Origin of the sequence: Escherichia sp. 93.1518, assembly GCF_013368915.2 — a bacterium.
In the GTDB taxonomy this organism is placed as follows: domain Bacteria; phylum Pseudomonadota; class Gammaproteobacteria; order Enterobacterales; family Enterobacteriaceae; genus Escherichia; species Escherichia ruysiae.
This window is the reverse complement of record NZ_JABWMT020000027.1, coordinates 47,225-64,026: the sequence shown is the minus strand read 5'-3', so window position 1 is coordinate 64,026 and position 16,802 is coordinate 47,225. Positions and strand designations below refer to the sequence as shown.

19 protein-coding genes and 1 pseudogene are annotated in these 16,802 nt (G+C 45.4%); 18 read left to right on the top strand and 2 right to left on the bottom strand.

The window, feature by feature from the left end:
- Window positions 1-45 precede the first annotated feature (45 nt).
- The 11 genes and pseudogenes from HEN21_RS17820 to HEN21_RS17770 form a co-directional block, all read left to right on the top strand.
- A pseudogene (locus tag HEN21_RS17820) lies at window positions 46-525 on the top strand (portal protein); the annotation flags it as partial.
- Window positions 526-538: 13 nt separating this feature from the next.
- Entirely contained in the window at window positions 539-1,423 is an 885-nt protein-coding gene (locus HEN21_RS17815) for a phage capsid scaffolding protein (protein ID WP_024231449.1), read from the top strand.
- A gap of 11 nt (window positions 1,424-1,434) precedes the next feature.
- Window positions 1,435-2,706, top strand: coding sequence for a P22 phage major capsid protein family protein (locus tag HEN21_RS17810; RefSeq protein ID WP_176252485.1), 1,272 nt, complete (start codon window positions 1,435-1,437; stop codon window positions 2,704-2,706).
- A gap of 42 nt (window positions 2,707-2,748) precedes the next feature.
- Window positions 2,749-2,934: a hypothetical protein gene (locus HEN21_RS17805; protein ID WP_069722772.1), complete on the top strand. Its 186-nt coding sequence runs from the start codon at window positions 2,749-2,751 to the stop codon at window positions 2,932-2,934.
- The gene (locus tag HEN21_RS17800; RefSeq protein WP_024231452.1) at window positions 2,909-3,391 is read left to right on the top strand and encodes a packaged DNA stabilization gp4 family protein; all 483 of its coding nucleotides are present in this window, start codon (window positions 2,909-2,911) and stop codon (window positions 3,389-3,391) included. Before HEN21_RS17805 ends, HEN21_RS17800 begins: the two co-directional genes overlap by 26 nt.
- 8 nt (window positions 3,392-3,399) lie before the next feature.
- Window positions 3,400-4,818: a packaged DNA stabilization protein gp10 gene (locus HEN21_RS17795; protein ID WP_021516150.1), complete on the top strand. Its 1,419-nt coding sequence runs from the start codon at window positions 3,400-3,402 to the stop codon at window positions 4,816-4,818.
- On the top strand, window positions 4,818-5,519 hold the full coding sequence (locus HEN21_RS17790) for a hypothetical protein (RefSeq protein WP_021516149.1): 702 nt from the start codon (window positions 4,818-4,820) through the stop codon (window positions 5,517-5,519). Before HEN21_RS17795 ends, HEN21_RS17790 begins: the two co-directional genes overlap by 1 nt.
- On the top strand, window positions 5,519-5,974 hold the full coding sequence (locus HEN21_RS17785) for a DUF2824 family protein (RefSeq protein WP_021516148.1): 456 nt from the start codon (window positions 5,519-5,521) through the stop codon (window positions 5,972-5,974). The genes HEN21_RS17790 and HEN21_RS17785 overlap by 1 nt, the downstream gene beginning before the upstream one ends.
- A 2-nt stretch (window positions 5,975-5,976) precedes the next feature.
- Window positions 5,977-6,669 carry a DNA transfer protein gene (locus tag HEN21_RS17780; protein ID WP_176252486.1) on the top strand — a complete coding sequence of 231 codons (693 nt, stop codon included), beginning with the start codon at window positions 5,977-5,979 and terminating at the stop codon, window positions 6,667-6,669.
- Between the two features lie 10 nt (window positions 6,670-6,679).
- Entirely contained in the window at window positions 6,680-8,029 is a 1,350-nt protein-coding gene (locus HEN21_RS17775) for a DNA transfer protein (RefSeq protein WP_097418054.1), read from the top strand.
- Window positions 8,029-10,188, top strand: coding sequence for a DNA transfer protein (locus HEN21_RS17770; protein WP_080181806.1), 2,160 nt, complete (start codon window positions 8,029-8,031; stop codon window positions 10,186-10,188). The genes HEN21_RS17775 and HEN21_RS17770 overlap by 1 nt, the downstream gene beginning before the upstream one ends.
- On the opposite strand, the gene HEN21_RS17765 is transcribed toward HEN21_RS17770, so the two are convergent.
- Window positions 10,189-10,518, bottom strand: coding sequence for a hypothetical protein (locus HEN21_RS17765; RefSeq protein WP_000895335.1), 330 nt, complete (start codon window positions 10,516-10,518; stop codon window positions 10,189-10,191).
- A 374-nt stretch (window positions 10,519-10,892) separates the two neighbouring features.
- Here HEN21_RS17765 and HEN21_RS17760 point away from each other — a divergent pair, with 374 nt between their 5' ends.
- Window positions 10,893-11,336, top strand: a complete 444-nt coding sequence (locus HEN21_RS17760) for a Panacea domain-containing protein (protein WP_000954425.1) — start codon at window positions 10,893-10,895, stop codon at window positions 11,334-11,336.
- 4 nt (window positions 11,337-11,340) lie between these two features.
- Complete coding sequence (locus HEN21_RS17755) at window positions 11,341-11,760, top strand: hypothetical protein (RefSeq protein WP_024232777.1); 420 nt, start codon at window positions 11,341-11,343, stop codon at window positions 11,758-11,760.
- 12 nt (window positions 11,761-11,772) lie between these two features.
- On the opposite strand, the gene HEN21_RS17750 is transcribed toward HEN21_RS17755, so the two are convergent.
- The gene (locus HEN21_RS17750) at window positions 11,773-12,027 is read right to left on the bottom strand and encodes an Arc family DNA-binding protein (protein WP_000170104.1); all 255 of its coding nucleotides are present in this window, start codon (window positions 12,025-12,027) and stop codon (window positions 11,773-11,775) included.
- A 109-nt stretch (window positions 12,028-12,136) separates the two neighbouring features.
- On the opposite strand from HEN21_RS17750, the gene HEN21_RS17745 reads away from it, so the two are divergent.
- From HEN21_RS17745 to HEN21_RS17725, 5 genes are all read left to right on the top strand, one after another.
- Window positions 12,137-12,289 (top strand): Arc family DNA-binding protein, encoded by a 153-nt coding sequence (locus tag HEN21_RS17745; protein WP_000410309.1) that lies wholly within the window; start codon window positions 12,137-12,139, stop codon window positions 12,287-12,289.
- Window positions 12,286-12,507 carry a hypothetical protein gene (locus HEN21_RS17740; protein WP_021571696.1) on the top strand — a complete coding sequence of 74 codons (222 nt, stop codon included), beginning with the start codon at window positions 12,286-12,288 and terminating at the stop codon, window positions 12,505-12,507. The genes HEN21_RS17745 and HEN21_RS17740 overlap by 4 nt, the downstream gene beginning before the upstream one ends.
- A 63-nt stretch (window positions 12,508-12,570) precedes the next feature.
- Complete coding sequence (locus HEN21_RS17735; protein ID WP_176252487.1) at window positions 12,571-13,494, top strand: phage antirepressor N-terminal domain-containing protein; 924 nt, start codon at window positions 12,571-12,573, stop codon at window positions 13,492-13,494.
- A 379-nt stretch (window positions 13,495-13,873) separates the two neighbouring features.
- Window positions 13,874-16,459: a phage tailspike protein gene (locus HEN21_RS17730; protein WP_032229949.1), complete on the top strand. Its 2,586-nt coding sequence runs from the start codon at window positions 13,874-13,876 to the stop codon at window positions 16,457-16,459.
- Window positions 16,460-16,747: a hypothetical protein gene (locus tag HEN21_RS17725; RefSeq protein WP_176252489.1), complete on the top strand. Its 288-nt coding sequence runs from the start codon at window positions 16,460-16,462 to the stop codon at window positions 16,745-16,747. It begins immediately after the preceding gene.
- Window positions 16,748-16,802: the final 55 nt, after the last annotated feature.

Sequence of the window (16,802 nt, the reverse complement as noted above, 5' to 3'; positions counted from 1 at the left end):
CCCTGGATCTGATTTCAGGCGTTGGGTGTGGATCACTATTGCACCGTTCGTGACACTATGCTTCCAACAGACCCAATGCGCCCGGCAATTCAGGGTATTATTCTGGACAATATCGATGGCGAAGGCCTTGATGACTTCAAAGAGTACAACCGAAACCAACTGCTGATATCTGGTATTGCAAAACCACGCAATGAGAAAGAGCAGCAGATTGTTCAACAGGCGCAAATGGCAGCACAAAGCCAGCCAAATCCTGAAATGGTTCTCGCTCAGGCGCAAATGGTAGCAGCGCAGGCAGAAGCGCAAAAAGCAACTAACGAAACTGCTCAAACTCAAATCAAAGCATTTACTGCCCAGCAGGATGCGATGGAGAGTCAGGCAAACACTGTCTATAAACTGGCTCAAGCCAGAAACATCGATGACAAAGCAGTGATGGAGACAATACGCCTTCTGAAAGATGTCGCCGAGTCACAACAACAGCAATTCCAGTCACCACCACAGTCACCGGCAGACTTAATGCCGAGTTAACCAGGAGTAATCAATGGAAAACGAACTGATCATCGACGGTCAGGTTATTGACCTGTCTGAAACACAGGAAAATGCAGAAGAAACCATCATCCAAACAGAGTCACAGCCTGAGAATGAAAGCCAGGATGACAACGGAAAAGAGATGGCAACTGATCCTGAAAAAACCGAAGAGACACCAGAAGATTACGCCTTGCGTATTGGTGATGAAGAAATTCAGCTTAACGCTGACGATGATGATCACATTGACGGGCAACCTGCACCGCAATGGGTGAAAGATCTTCGCAAAGGCTTCAAAGAAACACAGAAAGAAAACCGTGAGTTGCGCCGCCAGCTTGAGGAAGCATTATCCAAGCCTGCGGAACATCAGCAACAACAACCAGACGCTATTCCACCAAAACCGACTCTTGAGTCGTGTGATTATGACGAACAGGCGTTTGAACAGGCATTGACTGATTGGCATGAGAAAAAAGGCCGTGTCGAACAGCAGCAGCAACAAAAACTACGTCAGCAACAGGAATACCAACAGCGTTTCCAGCAAAGGGTAGAAGCGCATAAACAACGGGCAGCCAAACTTCCTGTGAAAGATTATCAGGAAATGGAGGCCATTGTTCTTAGTGAGCTACCACCAATTCAGCAGGAAATCATCATTCACTGTGCAGACGAAGGCTCTGAACTACTCGCCTATGGCTTAGGTAAGAGCCAGCAATTACGCCAGCGTGTAGCCGCTGAGACAGATCCAATTCGCGCAGCATTCCTCTTGGGGCAGATTAGCAAACAGGTAAGCCTTGCTCCAAAACCAAAGAAAGCCATCAAGCCAGAGCCGGAAGTACGTGGTGGCGGTGCTGATGCGAAACAAGACGAATTCAACAAATTATGCCCCGGCGCAAAAATCGAATAAGGAAAAGATAAATGCCTAACAATCTCGACAGTAACGTCAGTCAAATCGTTCTGAAAAAATTCCTTCCGGGTTTTATGTCAGATTTAGTTCTGGCGAAAACCGTAGACCGTCAGTTGCTGGCAGGTGAAATCAACTCCAGCACTGGCGATAGCGTTAGCTTTAAACGTCCGCATCAATTCTCATCCCTCCGTACTCCCACTGGTGATATTTCGGGGCAAAATAAAAACAACCTGATCTCAGGTAAAGCTACGGGGCGTGTAGGTAACTACATCACTGTTGCTGTTGAATATCAGCAACTGGAGGAAGCGATCAAGCTTAACCAACTGGAAGAAATTCTCGCGCCGGTTCGCCAGCGAATCGTTACCGACCTTGAAACAGAGCTTGCTCACTTCATGATGAATAACGGTGCGTTGTCACTTGGTAGCCCCAATACTCCAATCACCAAATGGTCTGATGTTGCGCAGACGGCATCTTTCCTGAAAGACCTCGGCGTTAATGAAGGTGAAAACTATGCTGTAATGGATCCATGGTCTGCACAGCGACTTGCTGATGCGCAGACTGGTTTGCACGCTTCAGATCAATTGGTTCGTACTGCATGGGAGAATGCACAGATCCCAACCAATTTTGGCGGCATTCGCGCACTGATGTCTAATGGGCTTGCCTCTCGTACGCAGGGGGCATTTGGCGGAACACTGACAGTCAAAACACAGCCAACTGTTACCTATAACGCAGTTAAAGACTCATACCAGTTCACTGTAACATTGACCGGAGCGACAACCAGCGTTACAGGTTTCCTGAAAGCTGGTGATCAGGTTAAATTCACCAATACCTACTGGCTGCAACAGCAGACCAAACAGGCGTTGTATAACGGAGCCACACCAATTAGCTTCACTGCAACGGTTACTGCTGATGCTGATTCAGACGGCAGTGGCGATGTGACGGTTACGCTTTCTGGTGTTCCGATTTATGACACTACAAAACCGCAGTACAACTCTGTAAGTCGTCAGGTAGCGGCAGGTGATGCCGTATCTGTAGTAGGCACTGCTAGCCAGACAATGAAGCCAAACCTGTTCTATAACAAGTTCTTCTGTGGACTTGGCTCTATCCCACTGCCGAAACTGCACAGTATTGATTCTGCTGTTGCAACATATGAAGGTTTCTCCATCCGCGTACATAAATACGCAGATGGCGATGCCAACGTGCAAAAAATGCGCTTTGACTTACTGCCTGCATATGTGTGCTTTAACCCTCACATGGGCGGTCAGTTCTTCGGTAATCCGTAATAACAAGGGGCTTACGCCCCTTTTATGTTTTAAGGAAACAATATGGATCGCATGAGTGTATTCCTTGCCGCAGATAACGAATCCGGGCATGTACAGGCCGTTATCACAGAAAAAGACTTCCAGTTTTTCGAAAAGTTGGGCTTTGTTGCCTCAGTTGATGAATTGAAACCGACCAGTAAGCGAGGTCGTAAGGCGGCAGACAATGGCAACAGTACTGACAAAGGGTGAGATCGTCCTTTTTGCGCTTCGTAAGTTTGCTATTGCTTCTAACGCATCGCTGACTGATGTTGAGCCGCAATCAATTGAAGATGGTGTAAATGATCTGGAAGATATGATGTCCGAGTGGATGATTAACCCCGGCGACATTGGTTACGCTTTCGCAACTGGAGATGATCAGCCATTACCAGATGATGAGTCAGGTCTTCCAAGAAAATACAAACACGCAGTAGGCTATCAGTTATTGCTGAGAATGCTATCTGATTACAGTCTTGAGCCAACTCCACAAGTTCTCAGTAACGCCCAACGCTCATATGATGCCTTGATGACCGACACTCTGGTTGTTCCTTCAATGCGACGACGTGGAGATTTTCCTGTAGGACAGGGTAATAAATATGACGTGTTCACATCTGACCGATATTATCCAGGCGATCTCCCTCTGATTGATGGCGATATCCCAAACGCATAGGTGAATAAATGCCGATTCAGCAACTTCCGCTTATGAAAGGTGTCGGCAAAGACTTTCGAAACGCCGACTATATCGACTATCTGCCAGTGAATATGTTGGCAACCCCCAAAGAAATCCTTAACAGCAGCGGATATCTTCGTTCATTCCCGGGTATTGCCAAACGCTCTGATGTGAACGGTGTATCGCGCGGAGTCGAGTACAACATGGCGCAGAATGCTGTATATCGCGTGTGTGGCGGCAAGCTGTATAAGGGCGAAAGCGAGGTCGGTGATGTTGCCGGAAGTGGTCGCGTATCAATGGCACACGGTAGGACATCACAGGCAGTAGGCGTTAATGGTCAACTGGTCGAGTATCGATATGATGGCACGGTTAAAACCGTCTCAAACTGGCCTACAGACAGTGGATTTACGCAGTATGAGCTAGGTTCTGTTCGTGACATTACGCGCTTACGTGGGCGTTATGCGTGGTCAAAAGACGGAACTGATTCATGGTTTATCACTGACCTTGAAGACGAATCGCACCCTGACCGTTACAGCGCACAATATCGCGCAGAGTCTCAGCCTGACGGCATCATCGGCATCGGAACATGGCGAGACTTCATCGTCTGCTTTGGTTCATCGACGATTGAATATTTCTCCCTGACTGGTGCAACCACCGTTGGTGCAGCTTTGTATGTCGCACAGCCATCACTGATGGTGCAAAAAGGCATCGCCGGGACTTACTGCAAAACGCCATTCGCTGATTCTTATGCGTTCATCAGCAATCCGGCAACAGGTGCTCCGTCTGTATACATCATCGGCTCCGGTCAGGTATCACCAATCGCCAGCGCGAGCATTGAGAAAATTCTCCGCTCCTACACTGCTGATGAACTGGCTGATGGTGTGATGGAGTCTCTGCGATTTGATGCGCATGAGCTGCTGATTATCCATCTTCCGCGCCACGTCCTCGTGTACGACGCATCTTCAAGCGCCAATGGTCCGCAATGGTGTGTGCTGAAAACAGGCCTGTATGACGATGTGTACCGCGCTATCGACTTCATTTACGAAGGCAATCAGATAACGTGCGGAGATAAGCTGGAATCGGTTATCGGCAAATTGCAGTTCGATATCAGCAGCCAGTACGACAAGCAACAGGAACACCTGTTGTTTACTCCGTTGTTCAAAGCGGATAACGGCAGATGCTTCGATCTGGAAGTTGAATCATCGACGGGTGTCGCTCAGTACGCTGACCGCCTGTTCCTCTCTGCAACCACTGACGGCATCAATTACGGTCGTGAGCAGATGATTGAGCAGAATGAACCGTTCGTTTACGACAAACGCGTTTTGTGGAAGCGAGTCGGGCGCATCAGGAAAAATGTCGGCTTCAAATTGCGCATTATCACGAAGTCACCTGTCACTCTGTCTGGCGCTCAGATAAGGATTGAGTAATGGCTGATTCGAATCTCAACACACCGGTTATTGTTCAGGCGACGCGGCTCGATACATCAATCCTTCCACGCAATATCTTCAGCCAGTCTTACCTGCTGTATGTCATTAATCAGGGGGCTGATGTCGGTGCAATTGCTGGAAAGGCAAATCAGGCTGGTCAGGGCGCTTATGATGCCCAAGTAAAAAACGATGAACAGGATGTCGAACTGGCTGACCACGATGCAAGAATCACCGCAAACACAAAAGCGATAAATCTCCTTGAGGTCAGGTTAACAACCGCCGAAGGGAAGATAGTCGTACTGCGTAGCGATGTTGATTACTTGCTGGATGAGGTTATCGATATTCAGGCGCATCTGGTCACTGTTGACAAAAGACTGGATGGCGTAGAAAGCGATGTATCTGACATTAAGAGTGATTACGTATCGAAAACTGTAACCAAATCGCAGTCTCTTGCGTCACCGCTGGATGTAAAAACATCATATTCAGTTGATGGAATTCAGGTTGTTGGAGCAAGAAATACCGGATGGACTGCAGCCACAGGTACGCCACTTCTTGGCTCATTCAACGCTAACCAGTCATACACTGTCGGCACTACATACACACAATCCGAAGTCGCAGCTCTCGCTACAGGTTTGCAGCAGGCGCGGCAGCGTATTCTGGCGCTTGAAACAGCACTTAGATTACATGGGCTGATTGACTGATGATTACATTCAAACCAACGCGAAACATCGACCTGATAGAAGCAGTCGGAAATCACCCTGACATTATCGCCGGGAGCAATAACGGTGATGAATACGGCTACAAACCTGATTGCCGTTACTTTGAAGTTAACGTGCACGGGCAGTTTGGCGGCATTGTTTACTATCAGGAGATTCAGCCGCTTACATTCGATTGCCACGCCATGTACCTGCCAGAGATTCGCGGCTTCAGCAAGGAAATAGGGCTGGCGTTCTGGCGATACATTCTGACCAACACCACCGTTCAGTGCGTCACATCATTTGCTGCACGCAAATTCCGCCACGGGCAGATGTACTGCGCAATGATTGGCCTTAAGCGTGTAGGAACCATCAAGAAATACTTCAAAGGCGTGGATGACGTGACGTTTTACAGCGCCACACGCGAAGAACTAATCGACTTCCTGAATCACGGGAGATAGCCATGTTATATGCATTTACGCTGGGCAGAAAACTGCGCGGCGAGGAACCTTATTACCCTGAAAAAGGCGGGAAAGGTGGCAGCTCTGATAAAAGCGCAAAGTATGCCGCAGAAGCTCAGAAGTATGCAGCAGACCTGCAAAATCAGCAGTTCAACACCATCATGAACAACCTGAAACCGTTTACTCCTCTGGCTGGGAAGTATGTCGGCAGCCTTGAGAACTTATCGTCTCTGGAGGGGCAAGGTCAGGCACTTAACCAGTATTACAACTCTCAGCAGTACAAAGACCTTGCAAGTCAGGCTCGCTATCAGAGTCTGGCGGCAGCGGAAGCAACAGGTGGATTGGGTTCCACTGCAACCGGTAATCAGTTAGCAACAATCGCACCAACGCTTGGTCAGCAATGGCTATCTGGACAAATGAACAATTACAACAACCTGGCAAATATCGGTCTTGGCGCTCTTCAGGGGCAGGCAAACGCCGGGCAAACATATGCCAACAACATGAGCCAGATTTCACAGCAAAGCGCGGCGCTGGCGGCGGCAAACGCCAACCGACCGTCAGCATTGCAGCAGGGTGTTAGTGGTGCTGCATCCGGTGCGCTTTTGGGTGGTGGCATAGCCAGTGCTCTCGAGCTATCAACTCCGTGGGGTGCTGGTATCGGTGCTGGTCTTGGTCTGCTTGGCTCGTTGTTTTAAGGGGTAATCAATGGCTACGTGGCAACAGGGTATTAATTCTGGTGGTTTTCTGGCTGGCATTGGTGCGCAAAACGAGAATGCGCCAAAGGCAAGCGACATTAACGCAACGCTTGGTCTGATCCGCGAAAACAATGAACTGGCTCGATCAGGTGCAAATAACGTTGGTCTGACCGCGTTACGTGGTCTGGCTGGAGTTGCTGATATTTACAATCAGGAACAGCAACAGAAAGCGATTAGTGCGTTCAATAAGGTTCACGCTGATGCATGGGCTTCTGGTGATCCATCGGGACTATTTAAGTTTGCCCAGGAAAATCCAGCGTTTGTTGCACAGGCACAACAGGCGTTTTCAGGTCTTAATGATCAGCAACGCAACGATATGGGCGATTTAGCCATGAGAGCTAACGTCGCTCTTTCTCAGGGACCGGAAGCCTACAGTAAATTCATTACTGACAACAAGGACAGGTTAAATCGCGTTGGTGCTAATGCTGACTGGATGATTCAGACAGGTATCCAGAATCCAGAGCAGCTATCACACATGCTGACTACTATGTCTCTCGGTGCGCTTGGGCCAGAAAAGGCGTTTGCTGTTCAGGATAAGATGGTTGGTCGCCAGCAGGAGCAGCAAAGAATTAACGAAACCATTCGCAATAATGACATGACGAATGCGAGGGCTATTAGGGGGCAGGATCTTTCCTATAAGGCTCAAATGGCAAGACTGAATCACGACAAGTATGTGTTTAAGCAGTCACAGGCGGCCCTTGAAAGAGCAGGACAACTTCAGGATATGGATGTTTTGTCTCTTAACTCACAGATAGCAGCGACGGGAATTGATCCGCTAACCGGTAAAGCTGCAACGTCAGCCAGAATGTCTCAGGCTAAGAGATGGCTTGATGGCAACAATAATTACAACAATGCGTTGATTACTGGTGAGCGAGGGATAGAGAAAATAGATTCTTTGCTTGGTAAGAAGGAGCTTGAAGGTATCGGTCGCTTCGAAGGAAGAAATATAGATGGCTTCACAAGTGCTGAAGGGCTTGCAAACCGTAATGCGATAGAAGAATTAAAGTCGGGTGCGTTTGTCCAGAACGTGCAGACTATGCGAGGTATGGGTAGCCTCTCCAATGCTGAAGGACAAAAACTGGAAAACCTTATCGCGAAACTCGATATAACACAGCCTGAAGAGGTCGTCAGAAAACAGTTATCTGAAATCCGATCGCAATATTCTGTATTTCAAAAGGTTGCAGCAAGGGAGGCTGAATCAATGGGATATAGTTCATCAGGTTATGACACATATGTTAGTGAGCGAAAATCAGGAAGCGACAGCAATAAGTCCGGTTTCTCGTCTTTATGGGGTGATTAATGGCTAAAGCATGGAAAGATGTTATCGCTTCTCCACAGTATCAGGCGTTAACTGAAGAACAGAAAGCACAGGCTCAAGCGCAATATTTTGATGAGGTTGTTGCCCCTAAGGCTGGTGACAAATGGGCTGAAGCAAGAGATCAGTTTTATGCAGCATACCCTCCACCTCAGCAGCAGAAAGAAGAACCATCATTGATGCAACAAGCTGGCGATTGGCTCACTGGTGGTCAAAGTGCAGGGCAAATTGCAGAACAGGCTGGTCGTGGTCTGGTAAACATACCATTTGACGTATTGCAGGGTGGCGCAAGTCTGATTAATGCAATCAGCCAGGGGCTTGGTGGCCCCAAGGTTTTGGATGATGTTTATCGCCCTGTCGATCGACCGACAGACCCTTGGGCGCAAGCCGGTGAAACAATTGGTGGGTATCTCCTGCCAATTGGCACAGCGGCAAAAGTTGCTGGAGCGCCAGCAAAGCTCGCAGGAGACATCGGTTCCGCAGGAAACATGATTGCAGGTTCTCTTGCTGATGCTGCAAATCAGGAGGGTGATTTTGCACAAAATGCTGCCATTAACGGTGGTATCAATATTGGTGCTCAAGGCGTTCTTTCAGGTGTCGGGCGCGTTATTGCGCCAAGGGTTTCACAGGCTCTTGGTGGTGCAGCACTGAATTCTGCTAATGATGTTTCTAGGATGGCAAAGTCAGGTGCTGGGCGTCAGTCAATTGCCAGTCAGGCCGCTAATGTGTCCGAAGATGTAGCAAAAGCGGCTGAGTCTGCTGGAATTGATATAAACGCATTAACACCAGGAATGCGATCTGGAAGTCGTGGAATTGCACAAGCCGAAGGCGCATTGGCATCAACACCTGGAATTGTTCAGGACGCCCATCAGGCAGCATTTAACGAAATATCATCAAAGTTAAGTCGAAACCTTGATGAATTTGGGGCCACATCTGGAACGGCATCAGAAAAAAGTGCGGCTATAAAACAAAGGATTCTTCAAAATCTTGATCAGATGAAGGATGCCGAGCGCGCGGCATGGGATGACGTGCGGTCAACAATGCCAAATCAAAAAGCAAGAATGCTAAATGGTAATGCCGTTATTCAGGCAGAGCGATCTGCTGGCATACCGCTTACTCCTGAAATGAAACAGTTTGTTCAGGCAAACAATCAAGGTGGAGTAACATTTGATGGCATGAAAGCATGGAGAGCGAAATTTGCTGATGCGGAGCAAAAATATAAGCGTAGCGGAGAGGCAAATGCGGCAAGGAGAGCAGGGGAAATACGCCGGGCAATTACTGATGATATGCGCACAATGGCGGAAAACGGCGGATTTCTTGATGACTGGCAGAAAGCTAATGATCTGTCTAAAGCGAGGTTATCAGCACAAGAGAGTGCAGAGTCTGTTTTCGGGCGTGATTTGGCAACAGATGCACTGATTACGAATGGAGTAAAATCCCTTCAATCATCGTCAGCTAAAGGTCTTAATGGTCCTGCTGGATTCCATTCTATGATCCGCGCGCTGCCAGAATCAGAGCGTGTTCCTGCTATATCATCAATGTTGCAAGATGCTATCTCGCATGGTGTACGTGGTGGCAAAGCTGATGCAGCAGGAATTAACCATATCGCAGAGATACTGACTCCACAAAATGTAAAAGCCATTAGCCGATATTCCTCAGAGCTTGGAAGAATTGCTGATGCATATGGCACTCTTGCAAGAGCAGCAGTGAAACCTCAGCAGTATATTGAAAGAACAGGTAGAACTGCCAATGTACTACGCGATCTGGATGCTGGTTTATCCAACGTCACATCAACAGTGTTAAATGCAATTGCCAATTCAACATCAGGTGCCATTGTTGGTGGCGCTGGAGGAGGCATTGCAGGCGCTGCCGCAGGTGCTTTAGTTGGCGCTGGGTTAAAAGGCGCTGTATCTAAAATTGCCACCACACGTAGTGGTCGGTATGCGATAGAGAAAGCAGTTCAGGAAGCAACTAAAGCAGTAAGAGCAGGCGGAAGCAAAGAAGCATTAGCGGCGGCGGAACGCAGATTTATGGCAAATAAGGCCGCCGTAAAAGCAATACGCGAGGCACTAGGAAACGAAGAGTTCCAGCGTTTAGCAAGGGCTGGAATTGTGGCATCGCTAAGCGGAATGGCACAGGAGTAATTAGTCATCCATGGATGGATTGAGCTTATCTCGTGTTGATGTGGCAATTTTACCAACATTTTTCAACCAAGATTTTAAGAAGGATATGTCGTCCTTAATATCATGAATATCCTCATTCTTTATACGATCAACCTTATCCTCTAGGCTCTCTATAGAACGCTCAATGCTAGACAGAGAGATTTTTAAGTCTCCTTGCTCACGTTCCAGTGAGGATTTGAGAGCACAATATTCGTTTTCTAGAATTCCTATTTTTTTTGTTAGAGAGTGCATTCGATACTCATACACCAAACCAGAAACGACTAATGCAGCCAACAGAAACCATTCAAGCACACCAACCTCCTTAGTTTTGCTCAGGATACCAGATGATAATGTATTGGTGGAGTGGTGTGTGAAAACGTGTCAACGACAAACCATCCACAACTTGGACGAATGATTTAGCAAAAAGTGCTATTTTTGGTGTTTGGTGTCATAGAAAAGTGAATAGCTCACTTTTCAACATTGCATGAAACTTGCAGGAAATGTGACATTACCTTATAGGTAACTTCGGCGAAAATGCAGTAAATGTGAAACGTAATGGTTTAAACATGTCGCTAAAGTGGTTGTAAGTTAGCCTCCGAAGGATTGCTGATAGCTTTGTTATAGTATTAAATGACATTTGACATAGTTGGATACTTAGCTGTGGCTATCAAGATGGAGGTGTGTTCATGCTTACTTGTTTTGATGTCGCCGACTACTTCCTGTCGCGGTGTGACGAGGATAGCGGTGACACAATCTCTAATTTAAAATTACAAAAGCTTGTTTACTATGCTCAGGGTTTTTCATTGGCGTTGCTTGGCGAGCCTCTTTTTCAGAATAAGATGGAAGCTTGGATGCATGGCCCTGTTGTCCCTGAGCTTTATCGCCGTTATAAACAATATGGTAATGGCGCTATCCCTTCTCCAGAGTCTTTTGATGCTGAAAAATTCAGCGAAGAACAGTTAGAGCTATTAGAAGAAGTCTGGGATGTTTTTGGGCAATTTTCTGCCTGGAAACTGAGGAACATGACACACGAAGAGTCACCATGGAGATCAAACTATATTGAGGGTGTTGGTGGTTCTGAAATTAGTTCTAAGGAGATGGCAGAGTACTTTGCAACTCGGATTAACTAACGAGATGGCAAGAAAATCTAAAAGGATTATCCCCCCTGCTGAATCTACAGGTAAGTTAAAGTTAGGGCCGCAGTCAGGGGGGAATTCAGATCAAAAGAAACCGAAATTTTCATTCTGTTACATCCAAAGCTCTCACTGCATAACGAAATGCCAAAAAGATGAGAAAGCTGGCTTAGCTGATAAATTATACAGATTAAGTCAACTAACATGGGCAGAGATTAAGCAGCAAGGTAGGCATAAGCTTGGATTTGAGAAGATTGCAAGGGGTGCAATTAAAGCAGGTATCCCCGGTCATATAACGGAAGACGTAGATCATTTCTTGGCTTTTAGATTTGATGATTTGAAAGCCATGGTTGGTTATCGTCTTGGATCGACATTTTTTGTTATATGGCTTGATAGAGAGTTCAACCTATACAAGCACTAATAAAACCCACCGTCAGGTGGGTTTTTTATCTTCTCCGTACATGCTGCTGAGAGTCTTAAGAAGAGCCTCCCTAAATTTTTCAGATTCTTGTTGAGCAAAACCTTCTATTGATCTTGGTGATTTTTCTTCATCAATAGCAGCTTGCAAGATCATAACTATTTCTGAATTTAATGAGCGTCCGTTTTTCGATGCTCTTATGGTCAGGTCGCGCTTGAGGCTATCTGGCATTCTTACGCTATATGGGGCTATGTCTCTAACCTTCGTCATACTTACACCGTGATAATCACATTGATATCACAGTGTATTCAAAAAAATTTTGACTTGATATAGTCACGGTGATATGTTTGTGATTCACAATAACTCACGTGGTGGCGATATGGAAAAAGAAGTTAGCAGAATTTTGGTGAGAATGCCTCAGTCGCTAAAAGATGCGATTACAGGAAAGGCCAAAGAAGAATGCCGGTCGTTTAACTCGGAAGTGATTAAGCGATTGCTGGACAGCCTGAAGAGAGAGGGGATAACGGTATGAGGTTTATTGAGGTTGATGAGATTGGCTATGAGAATGCACTTGGTAGAGGTAAATCTTTAGTTAACGTTAATGGCATTGAGTCGATAAGGAGCGGTGAATTTACGGAGATCAGAATGATGTCAGGTGGAATCATTCCTTGCCGTGATTCAGTAGAGTCAATCAAAGCAAGAATGAGTGGTCAGTGGCTTTATAACTACAGTGACTTACAAAAACAGTGAAGCCCCAACTGCGGTTACAGTCAGGGCTTCGGTATCGTAAAACCACGCATAGGAATTAACGACATGACGAGTGTAGCAATTGCAGAACATACAATCAACGTTCCATTCCACGGAACAAATCTCTTTTTGGTCAGCATTAACAATGAACCTTACGTTCCTATGAAACCCGTTGTAGAAGGCATGGGTATGGTTTGGGCTGCTCAATTTGTTAAATTAAAACAGAGATTTGTCAAAGGTATTTCGGAAATCGAAATACCTTCTGCTGGCGGTAAACAGTTAATGATATGCCTTGCCTTTCGTAAGTTTGCGGCTTGGCTTTCAAGCATTCAGCCAAACAAAGTCCGTCCTGAAATCCGCGCCAAGGTAATCCAGTATCAGGAAGAGTGTGACGATGTGCTCTACGAGTACTGGACTAAAGGCCATGTAGTTAACCCACGCAAAGCTAAAAAGGCGTTGCCGGGTAAAATCACCACTGAACAGCAGGAAGCCATTAAACAACTCGTCATGAGTCGCGGTCAGTCTCTGCCAAAAGAAAAACAGGCGAAGGCAATGATTACCATGTGGTCGTCGCTGAAATCTCATTTTGGGTGTTCATACAAAGAAATCAGCGATGAGCAGTTTACCGAAGCTCTGTCACTTGCAGCTCGCGTTCCGCTTGAAGGCGAGTTAATCGGCAAACAAGAGAAGAAAGCAAACGAGCTTTCTGCAAAAGAAGCAAACAGCCTTGTATGGTTATGGGATTATGCCAACCGCTCACAGGCATTATTCCGCGAACTGTATCCGGCGCTAAAACAAATTCAATCGAACTATTCCGGCAGATGCTACGACTATGGTCATGAGTTCTCGTATGTTATCGGAATGGCAAGAGACGTTTTAATAAACCACACACGAGATGTTGATATCAATGAGCCAGACGGACCAACGAATCTTTCCGCATGGATGAGACTTAAGAATAAAGAATTACCTCCTTCAGTACATAACTACTGACAGATAACCAACGCAACGACCCAGCTTCGGCTGGGTTTTTTTATGCCCAAAATTCACCGTAGCCACGCTGCAGCGATTCCTTTTATCTGGAGCAGATTAAATGACAGATATTATAAATAGGAATTGTTATTTAATAATATTTGAAAATGAAAATCATGGACGATAGGAATAAAAGTAGTACTTGTTATTTTTAAGTGACGCATTAAACGCATAAAGCATATGTCTGTTGATCAAGATTCTTGCTTGTTGTAAAATAATTGTTTTGTTCATGTTGCATAGTTTTAAAATGAATAGAAGATTATTTTTCAAAACAATTGCATCTTTGTCTGCAGTCATTCCGTTTTCTTCAATATCTAAATCTTCAAACAGGATGACTAATATGCCTGATATAACCCCAAATGTTGTGATAGGTATGCCATCGCAACTCTTCACAATGGCTAGCTCTTTTAAAACCGTAGCAAATGGAAAAATTTATATCGGTAAGATTGACACAGATCCGGTAAATCCAGAAAACCAGATTCCAGTATATCTGGAACGAGAAGATGGTACTTATGTTCAGGTGCCACAGCCAATCGTTATCAATGCTGCTGGATACCCGGTATACAACGGGCAGATTTCCAAATTCGTTACCGTGCAAGGCCATTCTATGGCTGTTTACGATGCATATGGTACGCAGCAGTTCTATTTTCCGAATGTGCTTAAGTACGATCCTGATCAATTAAGACAACAATTAGAAGACCCGGAAGGTGCTAAAAAATATCATGAATTGCAGATGTCTCGGTGGCGTGATGACGCTGACCCTCGCGGATGGGGAGCAAAAGGTGATGGCATCACCGATGACACATTATCTTTTCAAGAGTTAGAAAAACAAATCACAGGAAGGATTGTTGATCTAAGGGGTAATACATATATAACAGATCAAGTTTTTGATGGGAATAAGTATATAAATGGCTATTTTCGCACAGAGAATCGATTACTGCCAGATGCTGATTTTACTGAAAAAAGAATACAAACTATAAAAAAGGGGATGTATACAGGTTTCAGACCTTCTACTCCTAATCATGTTAAGTCAGGGTTGCGACTGGCAACAATTAAAAATACTGTCATACAAGGTGCTGTTCTTGATTATTATGACAGTGTTCTTTATTGCTTGGTAAATGTGAGTGGCAGCGTTAGTTCTGGTGATGAAGTTAATAAAGTTGTTGCTTATAATTGGTTTGGGAATGAAGAGTTAACTCCTCTTTGGGAGACTAAAGGTAGTAGAGAATTAGGACATCAATGTCTTGGTTTAACCATAGGGCGCGTTGGTTTTCGTAACACAAGAGGCCAGTTACAGATATGGGGGTTAGCTGGTACAGCTAAAGGAGAGGATCGCGCAAAGTATATCACCAGATTCACCCCTACTGATGGTGGTGAAATTGAACCAGAGTTTTTTCTCATATGGGAAGATGGTTACGAGAATCAGGTAAATGTTTTATGCACCGACCCTATGAGTCGATGGCTGATTACTACAGCAAAACGTTATGTTGGCCCAGGTGAGAGCCCATCAACACCTGATCAAATTCGCTATTATGTAAAAGTATTTGATACCAGCAAATTTATTAACCCGCAGGCGTACAATTACGATTATCGTAATGAAGCAACTTTTGAATTTGAAATTGCCGATTTTGTGAGGGATATGCAAACAGTTGCGTGTGACGGTACTGCTATTTATTTTTGTCAGGCTGGATCTGCATATTCTTCAACCAGAAAATATTTGCATCAGTACACACTTGATGGTGTTTATCTTGGGGTGCAGCAAATACAGGCAGGTGCAGGAAGAGCCTATGAAATAGCAGATCCAAATGATACCGGAACGCCAGATGTTAGCAATCTTACATATGAACCAGAAGCAATGTTTTTCCGTATGATTGCAGGTGGGTATGACCTTGTAATGGGGAATACAAATGGCATACCAGATGGTGATAGTGGGCGAGAAACTACATTTTACACATTAATGCCACAACAGGTAATGCATGTAAAAACAACATCAAGAAATCAGCCTGGTATTATCATTGATTCAACCCATGATATTGTCACTAACTCTGGTTTGTTAAGCCTTGGTAAAATTATGCCTGGTGGTGAAGTCATAGAGCAGGCAAACCTTGATGACAAAGGATTCACTGTTTCGAGGGCAACAACACAAGCCGCCCGTTATGATGCAAAGAATACGTTACGGAATGTAACTTTTCATGTTAGTGAAAAAGGTGATACCGGTATTTATGACTTTACCAATGCTCAATGGATATTTAAATCTCCCTTATCAACATCTTCATATTCGTATATCGGTCAGTCAGCGGAGGTTAATGGCTATATAAGTGCTAATAAAGATAATACGTCATCATGTGGGACATCATCTAAACGGTGGACGCAAGTATATGCAACTAATGGGGCAATAAATACTTCAGACCAGACATTGAAAACAAAGCCACTGACAGTAGAGCAACTTTCAGAAATCATGGAGGTGGATCAGGATGCAATTCTTGACGCATGGGGTGACGTAAATATTATCGTTTACCAGTGGTTGTCCGATATTAAGGCTAAAGGTTCGGATACTGCTCGTTGGCATTTCGGAGCAATTGCACAGCAGGTAAGAGATGCGTTTCTTGCAAAGGGGATAGATGGAACAAGATTTGGCTTGCTATGTCATGATAAATGGGATGATGAGTACCAACCTGTAATGGCACAGCGCAAGGTGTCATTTATAGCTAAATCCCCTGAAGGAGAAGACATCGTTCACGAATACTTTGAAGAATACGATACTGGTGACACGGAACTGGTTGTACATGCTGGTGAGCGTTGGGGATTGCGTCCAGATGAATGTTTGTGGTTGGAGGCTGCATTCCAGCGAAGAAGGTGTGAACGCATTGAGTCTCGTTTAACAGAGCTTGAATTGATAATTAAAAAAGCAAAAGAGATAGAGTAGATGGATAAAACCCCAATTCATCACGCACTTTGCGCTGTGGTCGCACAAGTTCTGGTTGGTCTTTTTACCGGAAACTGGGCTTACGGTGCGATAGCCGGTTGTACGTTCTTCATTGCGCGTGAACACACCCAGGCAGAATATCGCTGGATAGAAAAGTTTGGGAAAGGGAAACGTATCAACATGCCGTGGTGGGGAGGTTTTGATCCACGCGTGTGGGATGTGGGAAGTTTGTTGGATTTTTCTTTCCCAATTATCGGATGCTTATTGGTATGGATTCTTGCATCGTAGTTAACACAGAGTTACCTATGAGACAAAACTGAGACACACAAAGCTTTGCACTGGA

Coding starts and splice junctions, on each gene's coding strand:
- HEN21_RS17770 (WP_080181806.1), top strand. CDS start 8,029: ATGGCTAAAGCATGGAAAGATGTTATCGCTTCTCCACAGTATCAGGCG.
- HEN21_RS17760 (WP_000954425.1), top strand. CDS start 10,893: ATGCTTACTTGTTTTGATGTCGCCGACTACTTCCTGTCGCGGTGTGAC.
- HEN21_RS17800 (WP_024231452.1), top strand. CDS start 2,909: ATGGCAACAGTACTGACAAAGGGTGAGATCGTCCTTTTTGCGCTTCGT.
- HEN21_RS17805 (WP_069722772.1), top strand. CDS start 2,749: ATGGATCGCATGAGTGTATTCCTTGCCGCAGATAACGAATCCGGGCAT.
- HEN21_RS17795 (WP_021516150.1), top strand. CDS start 3,400: ATGCCGATTCAGCAACTTCCGCTTATGAAAGGTGTCGGCAAAGACTTT.
- HEN21_RS17745 (WP_000410309.1), top strand. CDS start 12,137: ATGGAAAAAGAAGTTAGCAGAATTTTGGTGAGAATGCCTCAGTCGCTA.
- HEN21_RS17790 (WP_021516149.1), top strand. CDS start 4,818: ATGGCTGATTCGAATCTCAACACACCGGTTATTGTTCAGGCGACGCGG.
- HEN21_RS17780 (WP_176252486.1), top strand. CDS start 5,977: ATGTTATATGCATTTACGCTGGGCAGAAAACTGCGCGGCGAGGAACCT.
- HEN21_RS17750 (WP_000170104.1), bottom strand. CDS start 12,027: ATGACGAAGGTTAGAGACATAGCCCCATATAGCGTAAGAATGCCAGAT.
- HEN21_RS17785 (WP_021516148.1), top strand. CDS start 5,519: ATGATTACATTCAAACCAACGCGAAACATCGACCTGATAGAAGCAGTC.
- HEN21_RS17730 (WP_032229949.1), top strand. CDS start 13,874: ATGCCTGATATAACCCCAAATGTTGTGATAGGTATGCCATCGCAACTC.
- HEN21_RS17725 (WP_176252489.1), top strand. CDS start 16,460: ATGGATAAAACCCCAATTCATCACGCACTTTGCGCTGTGGTCGCACAA.
- HEN21_RS17740 (WP_021571696.1), top strand. CDS start 12,286: ATGAGGTTTATTGAGGTTGATGAGATTGGCTATGAGAATGCACTTGGT.
- HEN21_RS17775 (WP_097418054.1), top strand. CDS start 6,680: ATGGCTACGTGGCAACAGGGTATTAATTCTGGTGGTTTTCTGGCTGGC.
- HEN21_RS17810 (WP_176252485.1), top strand. CDS start 1,435: ATGCCTAACAATCTCGACAGTAACGTCAGTCAAATCGTTCTGAAAAAA.
- HEN21_RS17735 (WP_176252487.1), top strand. CDS start 12,571: ATGACGAGTGTAGCAATTGCAGAACATACAATCAACGTTCCATTCCAC.
- HEN21_RS17755 (WP_024232777.1), top strand. CDS start 11,341: ATGGCAAGAAAATCTAAAAGGATTATCCCCCCTGCTGAATCTACAGGT.
- HEN21_RS17815 (WP_024231449.1), top strand. CDS start 539: ATGGAAAACGAACTGATCATCGACGGTCAGGTTATTGACCTGTCTGAA.